We start from the raw sequence: 16,179 nt of genomic DNA, 5'->3' as shown, positions 1-16,179 counted from the left end.
TGCCTAGCTTGCCCGACAACCGCCCCCGCGTACGTTGAAAGGGTCCGGAGCAGCACAAGCTTCCCAGCAGTGAGGAAATCCCATGACCAGCAATGAGAACCCCGTCGTTCTGACGAAGGACAGCATCGAGGCCGACAGTGCCGACGTTGTGGACGCGAACGTCACCGTGGTCAACGAGATGTACGAGGAGCTCCTCAACCATGAGGAAATCGCTACCAATGCCCTGCGCAGCTACTTTGTGGACTACTACCTGACACAGGCACTCGCGGGCGGTTTCGCCCAGTACGTGTTCACGGTTCCGGAACGCGAAGAGGTGGATGCGTTTGTCCGCGAAGGCCTCGAAGGAATGGGCGCCAAAGGCCACCTTGAGCTGTTCAACCGCACCGCCGCGGCTTTTGACGCGCTGTCCGAGGATGATGCCGAGGCCTACCTGGACGGCGACCTTGACGAGTCCGAAGTGGCACCGGAAGCCGTTGCCGAACTCGAGGCCCTCGACGGCGAATTCGAATCCCTCCTCGAGACCGAAGACATCATCGAACTCAACGCAGCGTGGCTCCGCAGCCAGGACGGCGTGCTCTACCTGGACGAGGAGCAGCTGAAGGCCCACATCGCCGAGCGCGTAGCCCTCATCCCGAACCTCGAAGAGCGTCAGGCCGAGGCGGCCGAAGCTGAACTTGAGAACGCCCCTGAATTCGAGCTCATCATCCGTGAACTGTGCGACGTTGCCGGCTACCAGCTGGAGAAGATCACCATGGGCGATCCCAACTACGAGCATGACGGCGAGACCATCCTCGCCTGGCACTTCGCCACGGACCAGGGCAACTACATCATGATCGAAGAGGACGACGAAGCCTTCATGATCCACCCGGAGACGAAGGAAATCATCGCTGCGGTGGAGTTCGAGGACGCTGACGAGTTCGAAGACGCCTAAACGCCCGCTCACCTTTGGGGCTTCTGAGGCCGACGCCCGCTCACCTTTGGGGCCTTTTGGACAAACGCTCGCTCAGATCTGCCGGCCGGTCCGGACAGATCTGAGCGAGCGTTTGCCTTTTGGGGTGCAAAGGTGAGCGAGGGTTTCAGTAGCCCATGCTGCTGCCGCTCGGGGTGCTGCTGCTCGGGGTGCTGCTGCTCGGGGTCACCATGGAGCCGGACGGGCTGACCAGCGACCAGACACCGCCCACGCCTTGGCCGTAGGTGTCACCGGAGTCTTCGTCCTTGGAGTAGAAGTAGATGGGCATCCCGTTGATGGTGATCTGCATCTTGCCGTCTGCTGTGGGGATGGTGCCGATAGTTCCGCTCACTCCGTCAACTCCAGGCATGGCCGACGTCGTTGTCACGGGAGGCCAGAGGGTAGCGCAGCCGCCGGTGCAGGCACTCTTGCCGGAATCCTTGGCGTCCTTCGCGAAGAAATAGACGCTCTTGCCGTTCGCCGCAACCACTCGCTCGCCGAAGCTCGACGACGCCGTCTTCAGTTCCGCCGCGCCAGCTGAAGTGCTCGACGACGAGCCGCCAGAGCTCGCCGAACTCGATGCCGCCGGACTCGAGGCCGCGGGGCTGGAGGCACTTGAGGACGACGCTCCGGGGCTTCCTCCGCAGCCAGTGAGGGCGATGGCCAGAGCAAGGATGCCGAGCCCGGTGCCGAGTTGCTTCTTCATGGTTTGCTCCTTCGCTTCGACCGGCCGTGGACGTGCCGGAAGCTAACCCGTACGACGCCGCCGGGTGAAGAATGGTTCACAGGGCTTGAACCCTATTCGCGGTCCGCACGTCGTATCGCAAGAGAAGGGGAAGCCGAGCACCAAGGAGGCGCCGATGCCGCTCGACGAGGACGTGGTGGCCGCGATCTACCGCGACCACGGTACGGCCCTGCGCCGCTTCGTGCTGAGTTGCACGCCGGACGCGCACTTGGCTGAGGACGTGGTGCAGGAGACCATCCTCCGCGTGTGGCAGCACGCACCGCAGATCACCGGCAGCTTGCGCAGCTATTTGTTCCGCACTGCCCGCAATGTCATCATCGACAACTACCGCAAGGCCCAGCGGCGCCCGGCAGAGGCTGCCGAACGCGACATGGCGGACCCTGAGGAGGCCACCGAGCGGGTGGACGAGCTCCTCAACCGGGTCCTCATGGAGGAGGCGCTCCTGCGGCTCAGCACCGAACACCGGGAGGTCCTGGTAGCACTGCATTACGAACGTTTCACGGTGAACGAGGCCGCGCTGAGGCTCAACATCCCCAGCGGCACAGTGAAATCCCGGGCCTTTTACGCCGTCAGGGCGCTTCGCACGATTCTCGACGAAATGGGGGTGCAGCGGTGAACGAAACCGGACTTCACCAATTGCTGGGCGCCTACTTGCTGGGCGGACTCGAGCCTGCCGAGGCCCGTGTTTTCGAGGAGCATTTGGCAAGCTGCGCCGACTGCCGGCTCGAGTTGGGCGAGCTGGAAAGCCTGCCGGCCCTCCTCGACGCCGTCCCCGTGCCCGACGCCGTCGCGCTCGCCGCCGGGCGCCCCGCCGTCGAGCCTTCCGCCGTCGAGCCCGCCGCGGCCACTGCCGACCCCCGCTCACTTATGGGGGCTTTTTCAGAAACGCTTCCGCAGCCGATTCTCCTGAAGATGGCAGCCCGGCGGCGGAAATCTCGACGCCGGTGGACGGCCCTGGTGGGTGCCGTTGCCGCCGCTTGCCTTGGAGTGGGCATATTGGCGGGGCCCGTGTTGAACCAGCCGCCCAAGCCAGACGCCAGCTATTCGGTGCAGACGGACAACGGCCTGCAAATCACGGTGGGGCTCGTCCGGAAGGCGTGGGGGACGGAGCTGCAGCTGGAAGGCCGCAGCATGCCGCCGCAAGGCACCATGTACCTGTGGGTCAAGGGCCGCGACGGCACGGAGGAAATGGCCTGCGGCTGGACCGCGACGTCCAGCGGGCACATCAAGGTCACGGGCGCGACGCCGGTCCAGCTCGCCGGGATTTCGGGCGTGGAACTGCGCGACGACACCCAGAAGACGGTCGCGGTGATTTCGGTCCCGGGGAGCTAGGGGTTTCCGGGACCTAGGCTGTTGGCAGCGCTACGCGGTCGCTGCTTCGCTGGCGTCAGGATCGGGCAGATCGTTTCGCTCCCAGATGGGCATGTCCAGTCGGTTGAAACTGTAGAGATGGATTCCCGAAACCCCATCCGGCTGCGCCATGAGCTCGGACACCAGGGTTTCCGGTGAGTACTTGTCCGGGCCCAGGAGCTTGCGGGCAAGAGTTCCCTTGTTGCTGAGGAACTTCAGCGACGTCCCGACGCCGATCTGGGTTGCCAAGGCCAGCAGTTTTGTCCGGGGAACTGCTCCGGCCACGCCGGCCCATACGGGAAGCTCGACGCCTTCCCGGCGCAGGAGCGCGGCGTAGTCGAGGATCTTCGGCGCGGAGAAGCACATCTGCGTGACAACATGCGTCGCCAGCTGTTGTTTCGCCAGCAGGGCGTCCAACAAGTCCAGCCCGCTCACGGAGGGGTGTCCCTCGGGGTAACCGGCGATGCCCGCTGTGATGCTGCCGCCGGTGTACTCGGCGATATCCGCCAAGAGCCCAAGGCTCGATCGGTAGGGGCCCGCGCCAAGAGGTCCGTCTCCACCGATGGCGAAGACCTCACTGATCCCGGCGGCCTCGCAATCCCGGAGGATGCCGGAAAGCTGCGCCCGGTTCTCCAACCCACGTGCCGAGAGGTGCGGAATCACGGTGTAGCCAAGGAGGCTGAGCCTGACGGACGCCTCCATGGTCCGCGCGATGCCGTGATGGGGCAGGCAGGTGACGGTGAGTGTTGTGGAAAGCGGTACTGTTGCCTGGACTTTCTCAACGATTCCGTCTGAGGGAATGATTTCAATCCGGGTGGGGAACATGCTGGCTCCTTCCGGATCAGGCCGTCGCGTGGTGTGCGAGGAGGGTGCGGGCTTCCTGGCGGGTGGTGCCGGAGTCTTGGATGCCTTCGGCGATGTGGGCGAGGTGCACGGGGATTTCGCGGCCTTTTTTGCGCATCGCGGTGGCCCAGAGGCGTCCGGCGCGGTAGGAGGAGCGGACCAGGGGGCCGGACATGACGCCGAGGAAGCCGATTTCCTCGGCTTCGGTGGCGAGGTCGACGAATTCCTGGGGTTTGACCCAGCGGTCCACGGGCAGGTGCCGTTCGGAGGGGCGCAGGTACTGGGTGATGGTGATCAGGTCACAGCCCGCGGCGTGCAGGTCGGCCAGGGCTTCGGAGATCTCTTCCCGGGTTTCGCCCATGCCCAGGATCAGGTTGGATTTGGTGACCATGCCGTGGGCCCGACCCTGGGTGATGACGTCCAGGGAGCGGTCGTAGCGGAACGCGGGGCGGATGCGCTTGAAGATCCGGGGCACGGTTTCGACGTTGTGCGCGAAGACTTCCGGGTTCGAGTCGCAGATCGCGCTGATGTGTTCGGGTTTGCCGGAGAAGTCGGGGATGAGCAGCTCGACGCCGGTGCCGGGGTTCAGTTCGTGGATCTTGCGGACGGTTTCGGCGTAGAGCCAGACGCCTTCGTCTGCCAGGTCATCGCGCGCGACGCCGGTCACGGTGGCGTAGCGCAGGTTCATGGCCTGGACGGAGCGGGCGACCTTGGTGGGTTCGAACATGTCCACGGGGGAGGGTTTGCCGGTGTCGATCTGGCAGAAGTCGCAGCGGCGGGTGCATTCGGAGCCGCCGATCAGGAAGGTCGCTTCCTTGTCTTCCCAGCACTCGAAGATGTTCGGGCAGCCGGCTTCCTCGCAGACGGTGTGCAGGCCTTCTTTTTTCACGAGGTTCTTCAGGCCCACGAATTCCGGGCCCATCTGGACCTTGGCCTTGATCCACTCGGGCTTGCGTTCGACCGGGACGGCTTTGTTGCGCTGTTCAACGCGCAGCAGCTTACGGCCTTCAGGTGCCAGGGTCATGAGGAACTCCAAAATTCAGGTGGCGCTCACGCGCCACGATGAGTCGGTTCCTCCCCGCTCTGTATTGGACCTGAGAGTTTCCGCGTCTCCACCTCGTGGCTGGACGCTTGCACCGTCGGTGAGTCCGGTTGCCCGGACTGCTTTCCAGAGTTGCCTTGCCGCGGCGGTACATGGGCCTGAGAGATTCCTGGGGAGGATTTGCTCCTACGGCGCCTGCTGAAAATGTACCGGCAGGACTCTCCCGCCGCAGATCATAAGCACGTGCCGCCTTTCGGTGACACGTCTCACATGGTATCCGGTGCCTGTGCGGTGCGCAAAGAACCCAGGCGCGGTCGTGAAGCTAGATCTTGCGATAGCTGAGGTCGAAGATCATGCGTCCGGCCTCGTGGGCCTTGTTTTCGAAGCTGGTGCGGATGCGGCCATCGAAGCGTGGAGCCCACCCGCCCACGTGGTCCACTCCCTCGTTGGGGCCGGTGTGCTCGGTGCTGACCGGGGCGCGGCCTTCCTTGACAGGTGCCCCGCCCACCATGGATTCGACTCCGGATTCCCACACTTGGGTGAGGGGGCTCTCAGCGCCGGTCCGTTCGCCGTCGTGCACGTTCTCAAACTCGGTGGAGCCGGCGAGGACCTCGCGGACGTGGATGGCGTAGTTGGACCAGTCGGTGGCGATCCGCCACAGGCCGCCCTTCTTGAGGGACCGTGCTGCGAGTTCAGCGAACGCCGGCTGGATGAGGCGGCGCTTGTGGTGCCGGGACTTGTGCCACGGATCCGGGAAAAAGACCCAGAGCTCGCTGACCGAGCCCTCGGGGAGCATGGTGGCCAGGACCTCGGGGGCGTTGGCCTCCACCACGCGTACGTTGCTGAGCCCGCGGCTGTTGATCTTGATCATCGTGTTGGCCAGGCCCGGGGTATAGACCTCCACGGCGAGGAAATCCTTGTCCGGATTTTCCTCGGCCGCATGGCACACAGCGTCGCCGAGGCCCGAACCGATTTCGACGATCAGCGGCGCCCTGCGCCCAAACTCGGCTTCGGCGTCGAACACGTAATCCGGGTGTACCGAAGTGTTGGCAACGTGCCGCGGAACCTGGATGGCCCAGCGGTCCGAGTGCTCCTCCCACGCGGCCTGGCGGCGGCCCTGAAGCCGCGTCCCGCGGCGCACGAAACTGACCGGCCGGCCGCCGTACGTGCCGAAGGAGGCCTGGCTGCCGGGGGTCACGGGGCGCGCAGACTGCGGTGTTTCAGGGGTTTCTGGGGTTTCACTCATCTCCTCCAGAATACCGTTGCGGCACCAAACGCCCGCGGCGGACCCTGGGTGCGCTCCCGTCATGAGGCGCCCCGGTATGAGCATGACTGCCAGAATGGTTTGGTGACCCCCGCTTCAAGCGCCCCCAAGAACACTACGCCGCACCCCGGCGCCCGCGAGATCCTCGTCGACGCCGAGATCGACGAGCTTCCCGAGCCCGAGCCCACGCTGGTCAAGACGCGCGGCGGACTTGTCTTCCTGGGGATCTGCCTGGTGCTCATCGGCCTGAACCTGCGGACGGTTTTTTCGAGTTTTTCGGCAGTCCTTCCGGAAGTCACCGCCGACGCCGGGTTGCCGGGCTGGGCGGTGGTTGTCCTCACTACTGTGCCGGTGACATTGCTGGGTGTCTTCGCGCCGCTGGCGCCGATCCTGGCCCGCAGGTTCGGTGCCGAGAGGGTGTTGCTCGGCGCGATGGTAGTGCTCACAGCGGGACTGCTGATCCGTCCCGTGGATCTCGCCGGCGCCGGGCACTTGCCGGCACTCCTTGCCGGTACCGCGGCGTGCGGCGCCGCGATCGCGCTCTGCAACGTGCTGCTGCCCGGCGTGGTCAAGCGTGATTTCCCGCACCGGCTCGGGCTCATGTGCGGTCTGTATACGACGGCGATTTGCGCGTCAGCAGCGCTTGGCGCCGGTTTCACCTATCCCGTCTTCACGGCGACCGGAAACTGGACCTCGGCGCTGTGGTTCTGGGCGCTGCCCGCCGCCGTCGTACTCTTGCTTTTCCTCCCTCTGGCGATTCGCCAGCATCCCGTCCGCCACAACGCCGCCGACGGCGGTGCGAACGTCTGGCGTTCCGCCGTCGCCTGGCAAGTCACCATCTTCATGGTGTTGCAGGCGATGATGTCCTTCAGCGTGTTCGCCTGGTTGGCGCCGATCCTGCGTGACCGCGGGATCGACGGCGGGACGGCCGGCCTGATCGTGTCCGTGTCGATCGTGCTGCAGATGCTTGGTTCGTTCATCGCTCCGGGGCTCGCAGCCCGGTTCAAGGATCAGCGCGTCATCAACACCGTGGTTGCGCTGATGACCGGCGGCGGCTTCGCCTTGAGCATCTTCGGACCCACGGACCTGATTTGGGTGTGGACCGGACTGCTGGGCCTGGGGCAGGGGAGCCTCACGGCTGTGGCGTTGACCATGATCATGTTGCGGACCCGTGATTCGCATACCGCGGCGCACCTTTCCGGCATGATGCAGGGCGTCGGCTATGGCTTGGGCTCCACGGGAACCTTGATGGTCGGCCAGTTGCACCAAGCGACCGGTGGCTTCTCGGCGGCCGGCATCTTGTTCCTCGTGGTGGGTTCATTGGCTGCTTTCTTCGGTTTCCGTGCAGGACGCAACCGCTACGTCGGCCAACCCAACTGACTCGCAGTTGTTGTCGTTATGAGGGCTCAAAACGACATTACCTGCGAGCCAGTTGGGTTCAAGCGGGGGAGTTTAGTGTGTCAGGTCCTTGCCCTTGGTTTCCGGGATCATGAAGGCGAACGCGATGCCGATGGCCAAAAGGATCACGGCATAGACGTTGAACATGTTGGCCTGGCCGATGCTGCCGAGCCACGTCTGCAGGTACGGGGCCGTCCCGCCGAAGACCGCAACGCAGATGGAATACGGGACGCCGACACCCACGGTGCGGATCTTGGTCGGGAACAGCTCCGCGTACACGGCAGGGACAATCGAGGCGCTGCCGGCGATGAAGAACAACATGACAGACATCGAAACAGCCAGCTGCCACGGGGAGTCTTTGAGGAGCCAGGTCATCGGGAAGTGCAGCAACGCCGCCCCCGCGGAACTCACGATCAGCACGGGCTTGCGGCCGATGCGGTCGGACAGCTTGCCCCAGAACGGCAGCGACGCAATGAAAGCGATGTTGCCGATAACACCGGCCCACAAGGCTGCTCCACGATCCATCTTGAGCGAGCTGGCCGCGTAGCTCGGAGCCACGACGCCCCAGATGTAGTAGACAACGGTGAGGCCAACGGTCAGCCCGATCACCTGCAGGGCCTGCTTGCGGTACTTGACGATCTGCGGCCACATGGGCTCGCGCTTTTCCTTCGGCACCTCGGCTTCGAACGCCTCGGTCTCCTTCATCTTGGCCCGCATGACCAAGGCATAGATTCCCAAGGCACCGCCCACCAGGAACGGCACGCGCCAGCCCCAGGCGTTCATGTCCGCCTTGCTCAGCACCCCGGTCAGGATGGCACCCAGCAGGGTCCCGGCAAGGATGCCGGCGGTGCCGGACGTGTAGATGAGCGTTGCCCAGAAGCCCCGCTTTTCCTTGGGCGCCATTTCGGACAGGTACGTTTGCGACGACGGCAGCTCGCCACCGTGGGCGAGGCCCTGGATGAGGCGGGCCACCAGGAGCATCACGGAGGCGAAGGCTCCAACTGCCTGGAATGTCGGGGCGATACCGATCAGCAGGCTGCCGACAGCCGCGAGGCCTACCGCGAACGTCATGGACGTCTTGCGGCCGATCCTGTCGCCGATCCAGCCGAAGACGAAACCGCCGAACGGCCGGGCCACGAATCCGACGGCGAAGATCGCCAGGGTGGAGAGGACCGCGGACGTGGGGTCGGCACTGCTGAACAACGCGCTGGCGATGAAAGGCGAAAACGTGGCGTAGATTGCCCAGTCGTACCATTCGACGGCGTTACCGATGCCGGTGCCGATGAGGGTCCGCAGGTGGGACTTGTGAACCTGCACTGTGGCTGAAGCGCCTACGGTTGCGGTCATGTCTTGCTCCAAGGTCTTGGGTGGTGGTTAGTTGCCGGCGGCGAGGGTGGCGATGCGGGAGACCGCGAGCTCTGCGTAGAGCGCCGCGCCGTCGGATAGGACGCCGTCGTCGAACGTGGCGTAAGGGGAGTGGTTGAACGCTGAGGTGGTGTGGTCTACGCCCCGCGGCACGGCGCTGAGGCCCACGAAGGTTCCGGGAACTTCGGCCAGGACCCGGGAGAAATCTTCCGAGCCACTGATCGGCGTGGCCCAGCGGGAGAGCCGGGAACCGCCGAACATGTCCGAGATGACGTTCTCGGCGGTGTGGGTCTCGTCCTCGTCAGTGACGGTCATGGGGTATTCGCCGCGGTAGTCGACGTCCACCTCCAGGCCGTGCGCGGAGGCAATGCCCTTGAGCAGCTGCGGAATCGCAGTCATCATCCGCTCGCGGGAGGCTTCCGAGAACGTGCGGATGGTCGCTTCGAAACGAGCGGATTCGGGGATGACGTTGCGCTTGGTACCTGCCTGCAGGACGCCCACGGTCAGGACTACGGGATCGAACATGTTGAACTGCCGGGTGATCATGACCTGCAGCGCCGTAACCATTTCCGCGGCCGCCGTGACGGGGTCCTTGGCCGCATGCGGCGCCGAGCCGTGACCGCCGGCCCCGAGGACCGTGACGAAGAGCCCGTCCGAGGCGCTCATCATCACGCCAGGTTTGGTGCAGAACTGGCCATATGGCTCCAGGGAGGAGAAGACATGCATGCCGTAGGCGGCGTCAACGCGGCGGCCAGCGGCGTCCAGGACGCCTTCGCGGATCATGTGGCCCGCGCCGTCGAAGCCTTCTTCGCCCGGTTGGAACATCAGGACGACGTCGCCGGCCAGCTGATCGCGTCGCTCGGCCAGCAGGGTTGCGGCTCCGGCGAGCATGGAGGTGTGGAGGTCGTGGCCGCAGGCGTGCATGGCGCCGTCGATCTTCGAGGAGAACTCGACGCCGGTGCGCTCCTGGACAGGAAGGCCGTCCATGTCGGCGCGGAGCAACACTGCCGGCTTCCGGGCTGAAGCGTGTGCCGCGCCGCCGCGCAAGACCGCCGTGACCGACGTCGTGCTCTCGCCAAGCGTGATTTCGTACGGGAGTCCGTCGAGCGCCTTGAGCACCTTTTCCTGGGTGCGCGGGAGGTCCAGGCCGATTTCCGGTTCCTGGTGGAGCTCGTGACGGAACCGGGCGATTTCTCCCTGCATCTCGTTGGCGTCTGAGGCGATCGACATCTGTTCTCCTGTTTCCTGAACGTTTGGTAGGTATCCATAGCCATTGTGGAGTGACTAGCCTCACAATCTTCAAAAGCCATGAAAAAATTCAGGATCATGCCAGAATTAACAGGAATCGCGCATCGCATAGGAGAGGATCGCTGATGGAACTCAGTGAAGAGGACCTGCGGCTGATCAATGCCCTCCAGATCTCGCCGCGGATCAGTTGGTCCGACGCCGCTGAGGTCCTGGACGTCCACGCAACCACTTTGGCCTCCCGATGGGACCGCCTGCGCGAGTCCGGAGCGGCCTGGACCACGGCGCACCTCATGGGCGACCCCAAGCATGCCTGCCTCGCCCTGCTGGACGTGGACTGCGAAATGCACCTCAGGCCCGAGGTGACGGCCGCGCTCGCGGCGATTCCGGAAATCATCACGGTTGAGGAGGCGGCCAGTAACCGCGACCTCATGCTCACCGTCATTACCCAAGACCTGGGCGAATTCAGCACCCGGCTCTTGCCCCAGCTCAAGGAAATCCGGGGGCTCACCAAGTACCGGACCTCGCTCTGCACCCGGATCCACACGAGCGGCTATGCATGGCGGCTCAACGTCCTGAGCCGGGCGGAGCAGCAGGCGCTGCGCGCCCTCGCCGGGCCGGAAGCGCTCAATCCGTCGGCCCCCTACGCGCAGGTCACCCCGCTGCCGGAGAGCCATATGGCGCTCTTTCCCTTCCTCGCCCGGGACGGAAGGGCCTCCGCCGCGGAGATCGCACGTGCCCTCGGACGGCACCCTGCCACGGTGCAGCGGCAGCTCGGCCGCGTGCTCGCGAGCCGGATGCTGTCCTTCCGCTGCGAGATCGCCCAGCAATTCTCCGGCTATCCCATGACGTGCCAGTGGTTCGCGAATGTTCCAGCAGGCCAGCACGAAGCCGCGGCCGCAGAGCTACGGGCCGTCAGGAACGTCAGGTTCACCGCCTCCACCACCGGCAGCACCAACTTTGTGATCATCATGTGGCTGCGCTCGCTGGCCGAGGTCATGGAGATGGAACTCGCCATCCAGCAACGCATTCCCGGGATCGAACTCGTCGAAAGCGTCGTGATGCTGAGCACGGCCAAGCGGGTCGGCTGGATGCTGAACCCGGACTCGACGGCGACCGGCGCTGTCGTGCCGACCGCCGCCGTCGTGCCGGCCACCGCTGCCAGCCTGGCCTAGAGGCCGGCGTTGTAGACGTCCAGTCCGAAGCGGTTCAGTCCGGGTGTGCCTGCATAGCCGAGGTAGGGGAGGCCGAAGGTGTCTTCAATGCTGGCCAGCAGGCTGTAGTGGTTGTAGGGCGTGGTGGACCACGTGCCGCCCTTGGTGAAGGGGGAGATAACCAAAGCGCCGACCCGGCCGCCGCCTTGTCCGACAATTCCGGGAAGCGGGGAGTTGGGTCCGGGGCCCTCGCCGCAGCATGCGGACGCGTCCGATTGGGGGCTGTCGGATTCGTCGAAGGTGATCACCAGGACACCGTCCTGGCGGAACGCGGGGGACGAGGTGATCATCGGAACGTACTGCTTCAGCCATGCATCCGCGCTGGTCAGGCCTCCGGGCTGTCCGTCCACACAGGGGGAGTCGTGTCCGTCGTGGCAAAGGTTCGGCGTGATCATGGAAAGGTTCGGCGTAGTCGCGACCGACGCAAGATCTGTGCTCAGGGCCCCGAGGTCTACATCGTTCTTCGCACAGTCCGGTGATCCCGTGATCCCCGCGAAGTAGACGAAGGGATTGTGTCGGGCGGCGTACTGGTCCCCGACCTTCGCCTTCTGGGTGTCATCGGCCGCGCCGAGGGCCGGGTGGCGGCACGGCGTGCCCATGTCCTCCATGTAGCCTTTCCAGGTCTTCCCGGCCGCCGTCAATTGGCCGGCCACGGTGGGCACGTCGGCAGGGAAGACGCAGCCATCTCCAACGGCTTGGCCGGGCGCTGCCGTTCCGGTCTTCACGAACGGAGAGTAGGTCTGGCAATCGGCCTGCATCTGCGGGTTGGGGCCTTGACCGGAAATCTGCGCAACGTAGTTCGGCTGCGAGTTATGTGCCGTGCCGAAGTACTGGTTCAGCAGGACGCCTTGGTTCCGCAGTGTGGTGGAAAGGTACGGCGCAGCCGAACCCGGTCCCCACGTCGTGTCGTACCCCTTGTTTTCGAGGTTGATCACGAACACGTGCTTCGCTCCCGGGAGATACCCGGAGCTCTGCGCGGTTTGGGGTTCGCTTGCCTGTGCTTCCGTCTGCTGCAATCCGAAGACGATGCAGGAGGCGCCCAGCAGGACAACGAGAAGCGCGGCGAATCCGAGCCGCATTTTGGAAATGGCGAAGTTTTTGAAGGTCATGGCAAGATCCATCCGTCCGCAAGTGCTTTCTGTTTCAAGCCGGTCCACTCTTCCTCCGCCGGCGGCCCGACCGGGGAGCATGCCGGTCCGGCGGCATAAGGCGGCACGAGGTACGTCGGGGCGGCCAGATTGGGTGCCGACTGGAAATCGAGCACTTCGGCGATATTGAGGGCGGCGTTGTCCCGCGGGGTCAGGGATTGAAGCCCCCAGCGCCACTCGATGGCCTTCAGGACTGAGGTGTGGTCGTACGTGTCATGTGCCACGTATTGCCTGCGGGCGCGTGGCGAAATGACCATGGACGGGACGCGGAAGCCGCGCTGGGCGGTATCCGGATTGCTGTCCGGTGCGGTTTGCGGTGGCACGTGGTCGTAGAACCCGCCCCATTCGTCGTAGTTGACCACCAGCATCGTGTTCGCCCAGTTGGGGCTCTTGGTCACGGCGTTGTAGACCTCCGCCAGGAAAAGCTCGCCGGAGCGGATGTCGGCGTGCGGGTGGTCGTCGCCGGAGGTTCCGCTGGACTCGTCCGTGAAGCGGGGATCCACGAAGGACACCGAGGGCAGCTTGCCGGAACTGCAGTCGCTGAGGAATTCGGCGTAGGGCCTGGAGATGCCGACGTACTTGGTTCCCCAGAGGGCGGTGAACGGAATGTCGCCGTAGTAGTACTTTCCCTGCACGCCGGCGGCCGCCAAGCGGTCCCAGATCGTGGGCATGGTGCTGGTGACGGTCGAGTTGTGGAGCCTGTCCGTGGCCGCGGAGTGCTGGTAGAAGCGGTTCGGATATGTTTCGGCGAGGGTGGCTGCGAAATAACGGTCGCAGACAGTCCAGTCGGGACCAGCTTGGCGCCAGAAATCGAGATCGCTCGAATCGTAGTATCCGACCGCGAATTCATCGTTCTCGCCTGCCCGCAACCAGCCATCGTTCTTGCCGTTGTTGAACTGGATCCGGCCGCCCTCGTAGGAATGGTCAGGGTCCGGATGCCCGCAGCCCTGGAAATCCGTCAGGTGGTGCGTTGTATGGGGGATCCCGTAGCGGTCAATGTAGCTCAGTCCGGCCTGTTTCCCATCCGCGCCAGGCATCCAGCCAAGGAAATGGTCGAACGAGCGGTTCTCCATCATCACCACAATGATGTGGTCGATCCCGGAAGCGCCGGGTGGGGGGAGGGTTGCCACGGTAGGCGCAGTCCTCACGGTGGCGCCGGTGGCAAGCGTCGCAGCCGTGGCAGATCCGGCAACTGATAGGAAATTGCGTCTTGTGAAGTTCACGCCAAGCAGTCGATCACGGAATGATTACGGGAACAACCGATAGTGGGCTATTTAGTACAGTGTTTGCCCAGAGTTAATTTCAGGTGAAACGTTAATCACTTGAATGGATTTTAATGGCTCCCCCAAACCCGCTTGGCCTTCTAGGCTGGGATGATGACAAGCCACGACGCAACAGCAGGCATACTGCAACGCCCTTATCTCCTGGCGACGGCTGGTGCCTGCGCGTTGGTCTTCCTGGCAGCTTTCGAATCCATGGCTGTCACCACCATCATGCCGCTCGTGAGCCGCGATCTGGACGGCGCCGGACTCTATGCGTTGGCGTTCGCGGGTCCGCTGGCCACGGGCGTGATCGGCATGGTGGCCGCAGGGAACTGGGCGGACCGGCGTGGTCCCGCCGCCCCGCTCTACGCATCCGTGGCGCTGTTCGCGGCTGGGCTGCTCATCGCCGGTACCGCGGTTTCCATGCCGATGCTCGTGGCCGGCAGGCTCGTCCAAGGCCTCGGCGGAGGCGCGATGACCGTGGCGCTGTATGTGGTGATCGCCCGGGTCTACCCCGCCAGGTTGCATGCCCGGGTCTTCGCCGCGTTCTCGGCGTCCTGGGTCATTCCCTCAATGATCGGTCCCTTCGCCGCAGGTGTGGTTGCCGAGTTGAGCAGCTGGCACTGGGTATTTCTCGGCGTCGTGGGCCTCGTGGTTCCGGCTTTGGCAATGATCCTTCCCGCCATGCGGGGCGTACGTTCCGCGCCGGACGCGCGGAAGACGGGCTCCCCGGACGCGGGCTCACCGGACGCCGGCTTTCCGGAGGTGGCTTCCGGTGAGGCAAAGCCCGGACGCGCCGTCGTTCCCTGGGCGTTCGGCCGCATGGGGTGGGCCGCGCTCGCAGCCCTTGCCGTTCTCGGCCTGAACCTGTCCGGGCAGGTGCCCGGCGTCGGTTGGGTGATTGCCGCCGTCGCGCTCGTCACGGCCATGCTGGCAGTACGGCCGCTGGTCCCGCGCGGCACCCTCGGTGCGCGCCGCGGACTGCCGAGCGTCATCCTCATGCGCGGAGTCGCCTCCGCAGCCTTCTTCGGCACCGAGGTTTACGTGCCGTACCTCCTCACCGAGCGATACTCGTTCGCCCCGGCATTTGCCGGACTCGCGCTGACCGGATCGGCGATTGCCTGGGCAGCGGCGTCCGCCGTCCAAGGCCGTATGGGTTCCCGGCTTGGCAATGCCTTGGCGGTCAAGATCGGGTCTGCGCTGGTGCTCGGTTCGGTGGTCATCGTCCTCGTGACCACCGTGTTTTCGTGGTCCGCAGCAGTAGCGATTGCGGGCTGGCTGTTCGCGGGCGCGGGGATGGGCCTGATGTACCCGCGGCTGAGTGTCATGACCCTGGCCCTCTCCAAGCCCGAGGACCAAGGCTTCAACAGTTCTGCGATGTCCATTTCCGACTCCCTTGGTGGCGCCCTCTCGCTCGCCGTGACGGGACTCGTCTTCAGTGCCCTCACGACGACGGAGGGCTCCTTCGCGGGGGTGTTCGTCCTGACGTCGGCCATCGCCGTTGTCGGGCTCATCATTGCGCCGCGGGTCGCATCCCGCCGGCCTTTGGGTGCTGAACGCGCGGGGGACGCCGAGGCGCACAGCGCCGCCGAAGCGGACGACGTGCGGGCCTAGTCCTTCGCGCCCTGGCCCGTCCGGGTGGCGCGGAGCACGCTGTCGATGGTGGTGGCGTGTTGGCCCTCCGGGCCCGTCACCGCGCGTTCCCGGGAATCGGCAACGTTGATCCGCCACGAGCCCGGGCCGCTCGTGAGCGCGTCCACCACGTCCTCGGGCGTGAAGAACTTGTCCTTCATGTCCTTGTGCCCGCTCCACGGAGTCAGTCCATCCGGATGATGCCCGACTACCAGCAAGGCGCCGCCGGGAGCCACGGCCGCCGCGGCCGAGGCCAGAGAATCGCGCCACGGAAGGAGCGGTGAATGAAGGAACTGGGAGGACACGAGGTCGAAGCCCTCGTCGGGGTGCCACGAGCCGAAGTTCCGCTGCAGCCACGTGATCCGGTCAGGTAGCCCGACGTCGGCGGCATGGGTTTCTGCCCGTTCAAGAGCGACGGCGGAGACATCCACCGCTGTCACCGTCCACCCATGCTGGGCGAGCCAGATCGCGTCCGCGCCTTCTCCGCAGCCGAGATCCAGGGCGGTCCCGGGAGCCAGTCCCTTGGCTTCGGCGATCAACTGCGGATTGGGATTCCCGCTCCACCTCTTTGGCTTTTCCCGGTACACCTCGTCCCAGAACTGCGCCGGGTCGGCGTCGCGGTCAGGGTTGCTGTGAAGGTGGGCTCCGCTGTCGTGGATTTCGCCGTTCAGGTGGGTTCCGCCGTCGTGCTGGTGCGTCATGGCTCAAGCCTGCCCCGAGGT

At 65.0% G+C, this 16,179-nt stretch carries 15 protein-coding genes and 1 riboswitch; of the genes, 6 read left to right on the top strand and 9 right to left on the bottom strand.

What is annotated here, in order from left to right; all coding sequences use genetic code 11:
* Nucleotides 1-82 precede the first annotated feature (82 nt).
* Nucleotides 83-931: a hypothetical protein gene (locus OIT41_RS17960; protein ID WP_241709451.1), complete on the top strand. Its 849-nt coding sequence runs from the start codon at nt 83-85 to the stop codon at nt 929-931.
* Nucleotides 932-1,076: 145 nt separating this feature from the next.
* Here OIT41_RS17960 and OIT41_RS17955 read toward each other — a convergent pair whose 3' ends face one another.
* Nucleotides 1,077-1,655: a hypothetical protein gene (locus OIT41_RS17955; RefSeq protein WP_264637030.1), complete on the bottom strand. Its 579-nt coding sequence runs from the start codon at nt 1,653-1,655 to the stop codon at nt 1,077-1,079.
* A gap of 154 nt (nt 1,656-1,809) precedes the next feature.
* Here OIT41_RS17955 and OIT41_RS17950 point away from each other — a divergent pair, with 154 nt between their 5' ends.
* Both OIT41_RS17950 and OIT41_RS17945 read left to right on the top strand, forming a co-directional pair.
* Nucleotides 1,810-2,310, top strand: coding sequence for a sigma-70 family RNA polymerase sigma factor (locus OIT41_RS17950; protein WP_059389901.1), 501 nt, complete (start codon nt 1,810-1,812; stop codon nt 2,308-2,310).
* Complete coding sequence (locus OIT41_RS17945) at nt 2,307-3,026, top strand: zf-HC2 domain-containing protein (RefSeq protein ID WP_264637029.1); 720 nt, start codon at nt 2,307-2,309, stop codon at nt 3,024-3,026. The genes OIT41_RS17950 and OIT41_RS17945 overlap by 4 nt, the downstream gene beginning before the upstream one ends.
* A 30-nt stretch (nt 3,027-3,056) precedes the next feature.
* On the opposite strand, the gene OIT41_RS17940 is transcribed toward OIT41_RS17945, so the two are convergent.
* From OIT41_RS17940 to trmB, 3 genes are all read right to left on the bottom strand, one after another.
* Entirely contained in the window at nt 3,057-3,869 is an 813-nt protein-coding gene (locus tag OIT41_RS17940) for a methylenetetrahydrofolate reductase (protein ID WP_264637028.1), read from the bottom strand.
* Nucleotides 3,870-3,885: 16 nt separating this feature from the next.
* Complete coding sequence (gene lipA / locus OIT41_RS17935) at nt 3,886-4,911, bottom strand: lipoyl synthase (protein WP_264637027.1); 1,026 nt, start codon at nt 4,909-4,911, stop codon at nt 3,886-3,888.
* A gap of 154 nt (nt 4,912-5,065) precedes the next feature.
* Nucleotides 5,066-5,165: riboswitch (glycine riboswitch) on the bottom strand.
* 86 nt (nt 5,166-5,251) lie between these two features.
* Nucleotides 5,252-6,175, bottom strand: a complete 924-nt coding sequence (gene trmB, locus OIT41_RS17930; protein WP_264637026.1) for a tRNA (guanosine(46)-N7)-methyltransferase TrmB — start codon at nt 6,173-6,175, stop codon at nt 5,252-5,254.
* A 102-nt stretch (nt 6,176-6,277) separates the two neighbouring features.
* Here trmB and OIT41_RS17925 point away from each other — a divergent pair, with 102 nt between their 5' ends.
* The gene (locus OIT41_RS17925) at nt 6,278-7,573 is read left to right on the top strand and encodes an MFS transporter (RefSeq protein ID WP_264637025.1); all 1,296 of its coding nucleotides are present in this window, start codon (nt 6,278-6,280) and stop codon (nt 7,571-7,573) included.
* Nucleotides 7,574-7,645: 72 nt separating this feature from the next.
* On the opposite strand, the gene OIT41_RS17920 is transcribed toward OIT41_RS17925, so the two are convergent.
* Nucleotides 7,646-8,938, bottom strand: a complete 1,293-nt coding sequence (locus tag OIT41_RS17920; protein ID WP_241710166.1) for an MFS transporter — start codon at nt 8,936-8,938, stop codon at nt 7,646-7,648.
* A 27-nt stretch (nt 8,939-8,965) separates the two neighbouring features.
* Nucleotides 8,966-10,186 (bottom strand): M20 metallopeptidase family protein, encoded by a 1,221-nt coding sequence (locus OIT41_RS17915; RefSeq protein ID WP_241710165.1) that lies wholly within the window; start codon nt 10,184-10,186, stop codon nt 8,966-8,968.
* Nucleotides 10,187-10,329: 143 nt separating this feature from the next.
* On the opposite strand from OIT41_RS17915, the gene OIT41_RS17910 reads away from it, so the two are divergent.
* Nucleotides 10,330-11,376 carry an Lrp/AsnC family transcriptional regulator gene (locus OIT41_RS17910; protein ID WP_264637024.1) on the top strand — a complete coding sequence of 349 codons (1,047 nt, stop codon included), beginning with the start codon at nt 10,330-10,332 and terminating at the stop codon, nt 11,374-11,376.
* On the opposite strand, the gene OIT41_RS17905 is transcribed toward OIT41_RS17910, so the two are convergent.
* Both OIT41_RS17905 and OIT41_RS17900 read right to left on the bottom strand, forming a co-directional pair.
* Nucleotides 11,373-12,524, bottom strand: a complete 1,152-nt coding sequence (locus tag OIT41_RS17905) for an alkaline phosphatase family protein (RefSeq protein ID WP_241710163.1) — start codon at nt 12,522-12,524, stop codon at nt 11,373-11,375. The two genes, OIT41_RS17910 and OIT41_RS17905, sit on opposite strands and share 4 nt — an antisense overlap.
* Nucleotides 12,521-13,693, bottom strand: a complete 1,173-nt coding sequence (locus OIT41_RS17900) for an alkaline phosphatase family protein (RefSeq protein ID WP_241710162.1) — start codon at nt 13,691-13,693, stop codon at nt 12,521-12,523. The genes OIT41_RS17905 and OIT41_RS17900 overlap by 4 nt, the downstream gene beginning before the upstream one ends.
* 246 nt (nt 13,694-13,939) lie before the next feature.
* Between OIT41_RS17900 and OIT41_RS17895 the strand changes: the two genes are divergently transcribed.
* On the top strand, nt 13,940-15,439 hold the full coding sequence (locus OIT41_RS17895) for an MFS transporter (protein WP_264637023.1): 1,500 nt from the start codon (nt 13,940-13,942) through the stop codon (nt 15,437-15,439).
* Here OIT41_RS17895 and OIT41_RS17890 read toward each other — a convergent pair.
* Nucleotides 15,436-16,158, bottom strand: coding sequence for an SAM-dependent methyltransferase (locus OIT41_RS17890; protein ID WP_264637022.1), 723 nt, complete (start codon nt 16,156-16,158; stop codon nt 15,436-15,438). The genes OIT41_RS17895 and OIT41_RS17890 overlap by 4 nt on opposite strands.
* Between the last annotated feature and the right edge of the window lie 21 nt (nt 16,159-16,179).

Origin of the sequence: Arthrobacter sp. YA7-1 (assembly GCF_025960325.1) — a bacterium.
GTDB lineage: Bacteria > Actinomycetota > Actinomycetes > Actinomycetales > Micrococcaceae > Arthrobacter > Arthrobacter bambusae_A.
This window is presented reverse-complemented; position numbering and strand designations above follow the sequence as displayed.

Bases quoted from the DNA above. Each gene is read 5' to 3' on its own strand.
- OIT41_RS17960 (WP_241709451.1), top strand. From the start codon at position 83: ATGACCAGCAATGAGAACCCCGTCGTTCTGACGAAGGACAGCATCGAG.
- OIT41_RS17955 (WP_264637030.1), bottom strand. From the start codon at position 1,655: ATGAAGAAGCAACTCGGCACCGGGCTCGGCATCCTTGCTCTGGCCATC.
- OIT41_RS17950 (WP_059389901.1), top strand. From the start codon at position 1,810: ATGCCGCTCGACGAGGACGTGGTGGCCGCGATCTACCGCGACCACGGT.
- OIT41_RS17940 (WP_264637028.1), bottom strand. From the start codon at position 3,869: ATGTTCCCCACCCGGATTGAAATCATTCCCTCAGACGGAATCGTTGAG.
- lipA (WP_264637027.1), bottom strand. From the start codon at position 4,911: ATGACCCTGGCACCTGAAGGCCGTAAGCTGCTGCGCGTTGAACAGCGC.
- trmB (WP_264637026.1), bottom strand. From the start codon at position 6,175: ATGAGTGAAACCCCAGAAACCCCTGAAACACCGCAGTCTGCGCGCCCC.
- OIT41_RS17920 (WP_241710166.1), bottom strand. From the start codon at position 8,938: ATGACCGCAACCGTAGGCGCTTCAGCCACAGTGCAGGTTCACAAGTCC.
- OIT41_RS17915 (WP_241710165.1), bottom strand. From the start codon at position 10,186: ATGTCGATCGCCTCAGACGCCAACGAGATGCAGGGAGAAATCGCCCGG.
- OIT41_RS17910 (WP_264637024.1), top strand. From the start codon at position 10,330: ATGGAACTCAGTGAAGAGGACCTGCGGCTGATCAATGCCCTCCAGATC.
- OIT41_RS17905 (WP_241710163.1), bottom strand. From the start codon at position 12,524: ATGACCTTCAAAAACTTCGCCATTTCCAAAATGCGGCTCGGATTCGCC.
- OIT41_RS17895 (WP_264637023.1), top strand. From the start codon at position 13,940: ATGACAAGCCACGACGCAACAGCAGGCATACTGCAACGCCCTTATCTC.
- OIT41_RS17890 (WP_264637022.1), bottom strand. From the start codon at position 16,158: ATGACGCACCAGCACGACGGCGGAACCCACCTGAACGGCGAAATCCAC.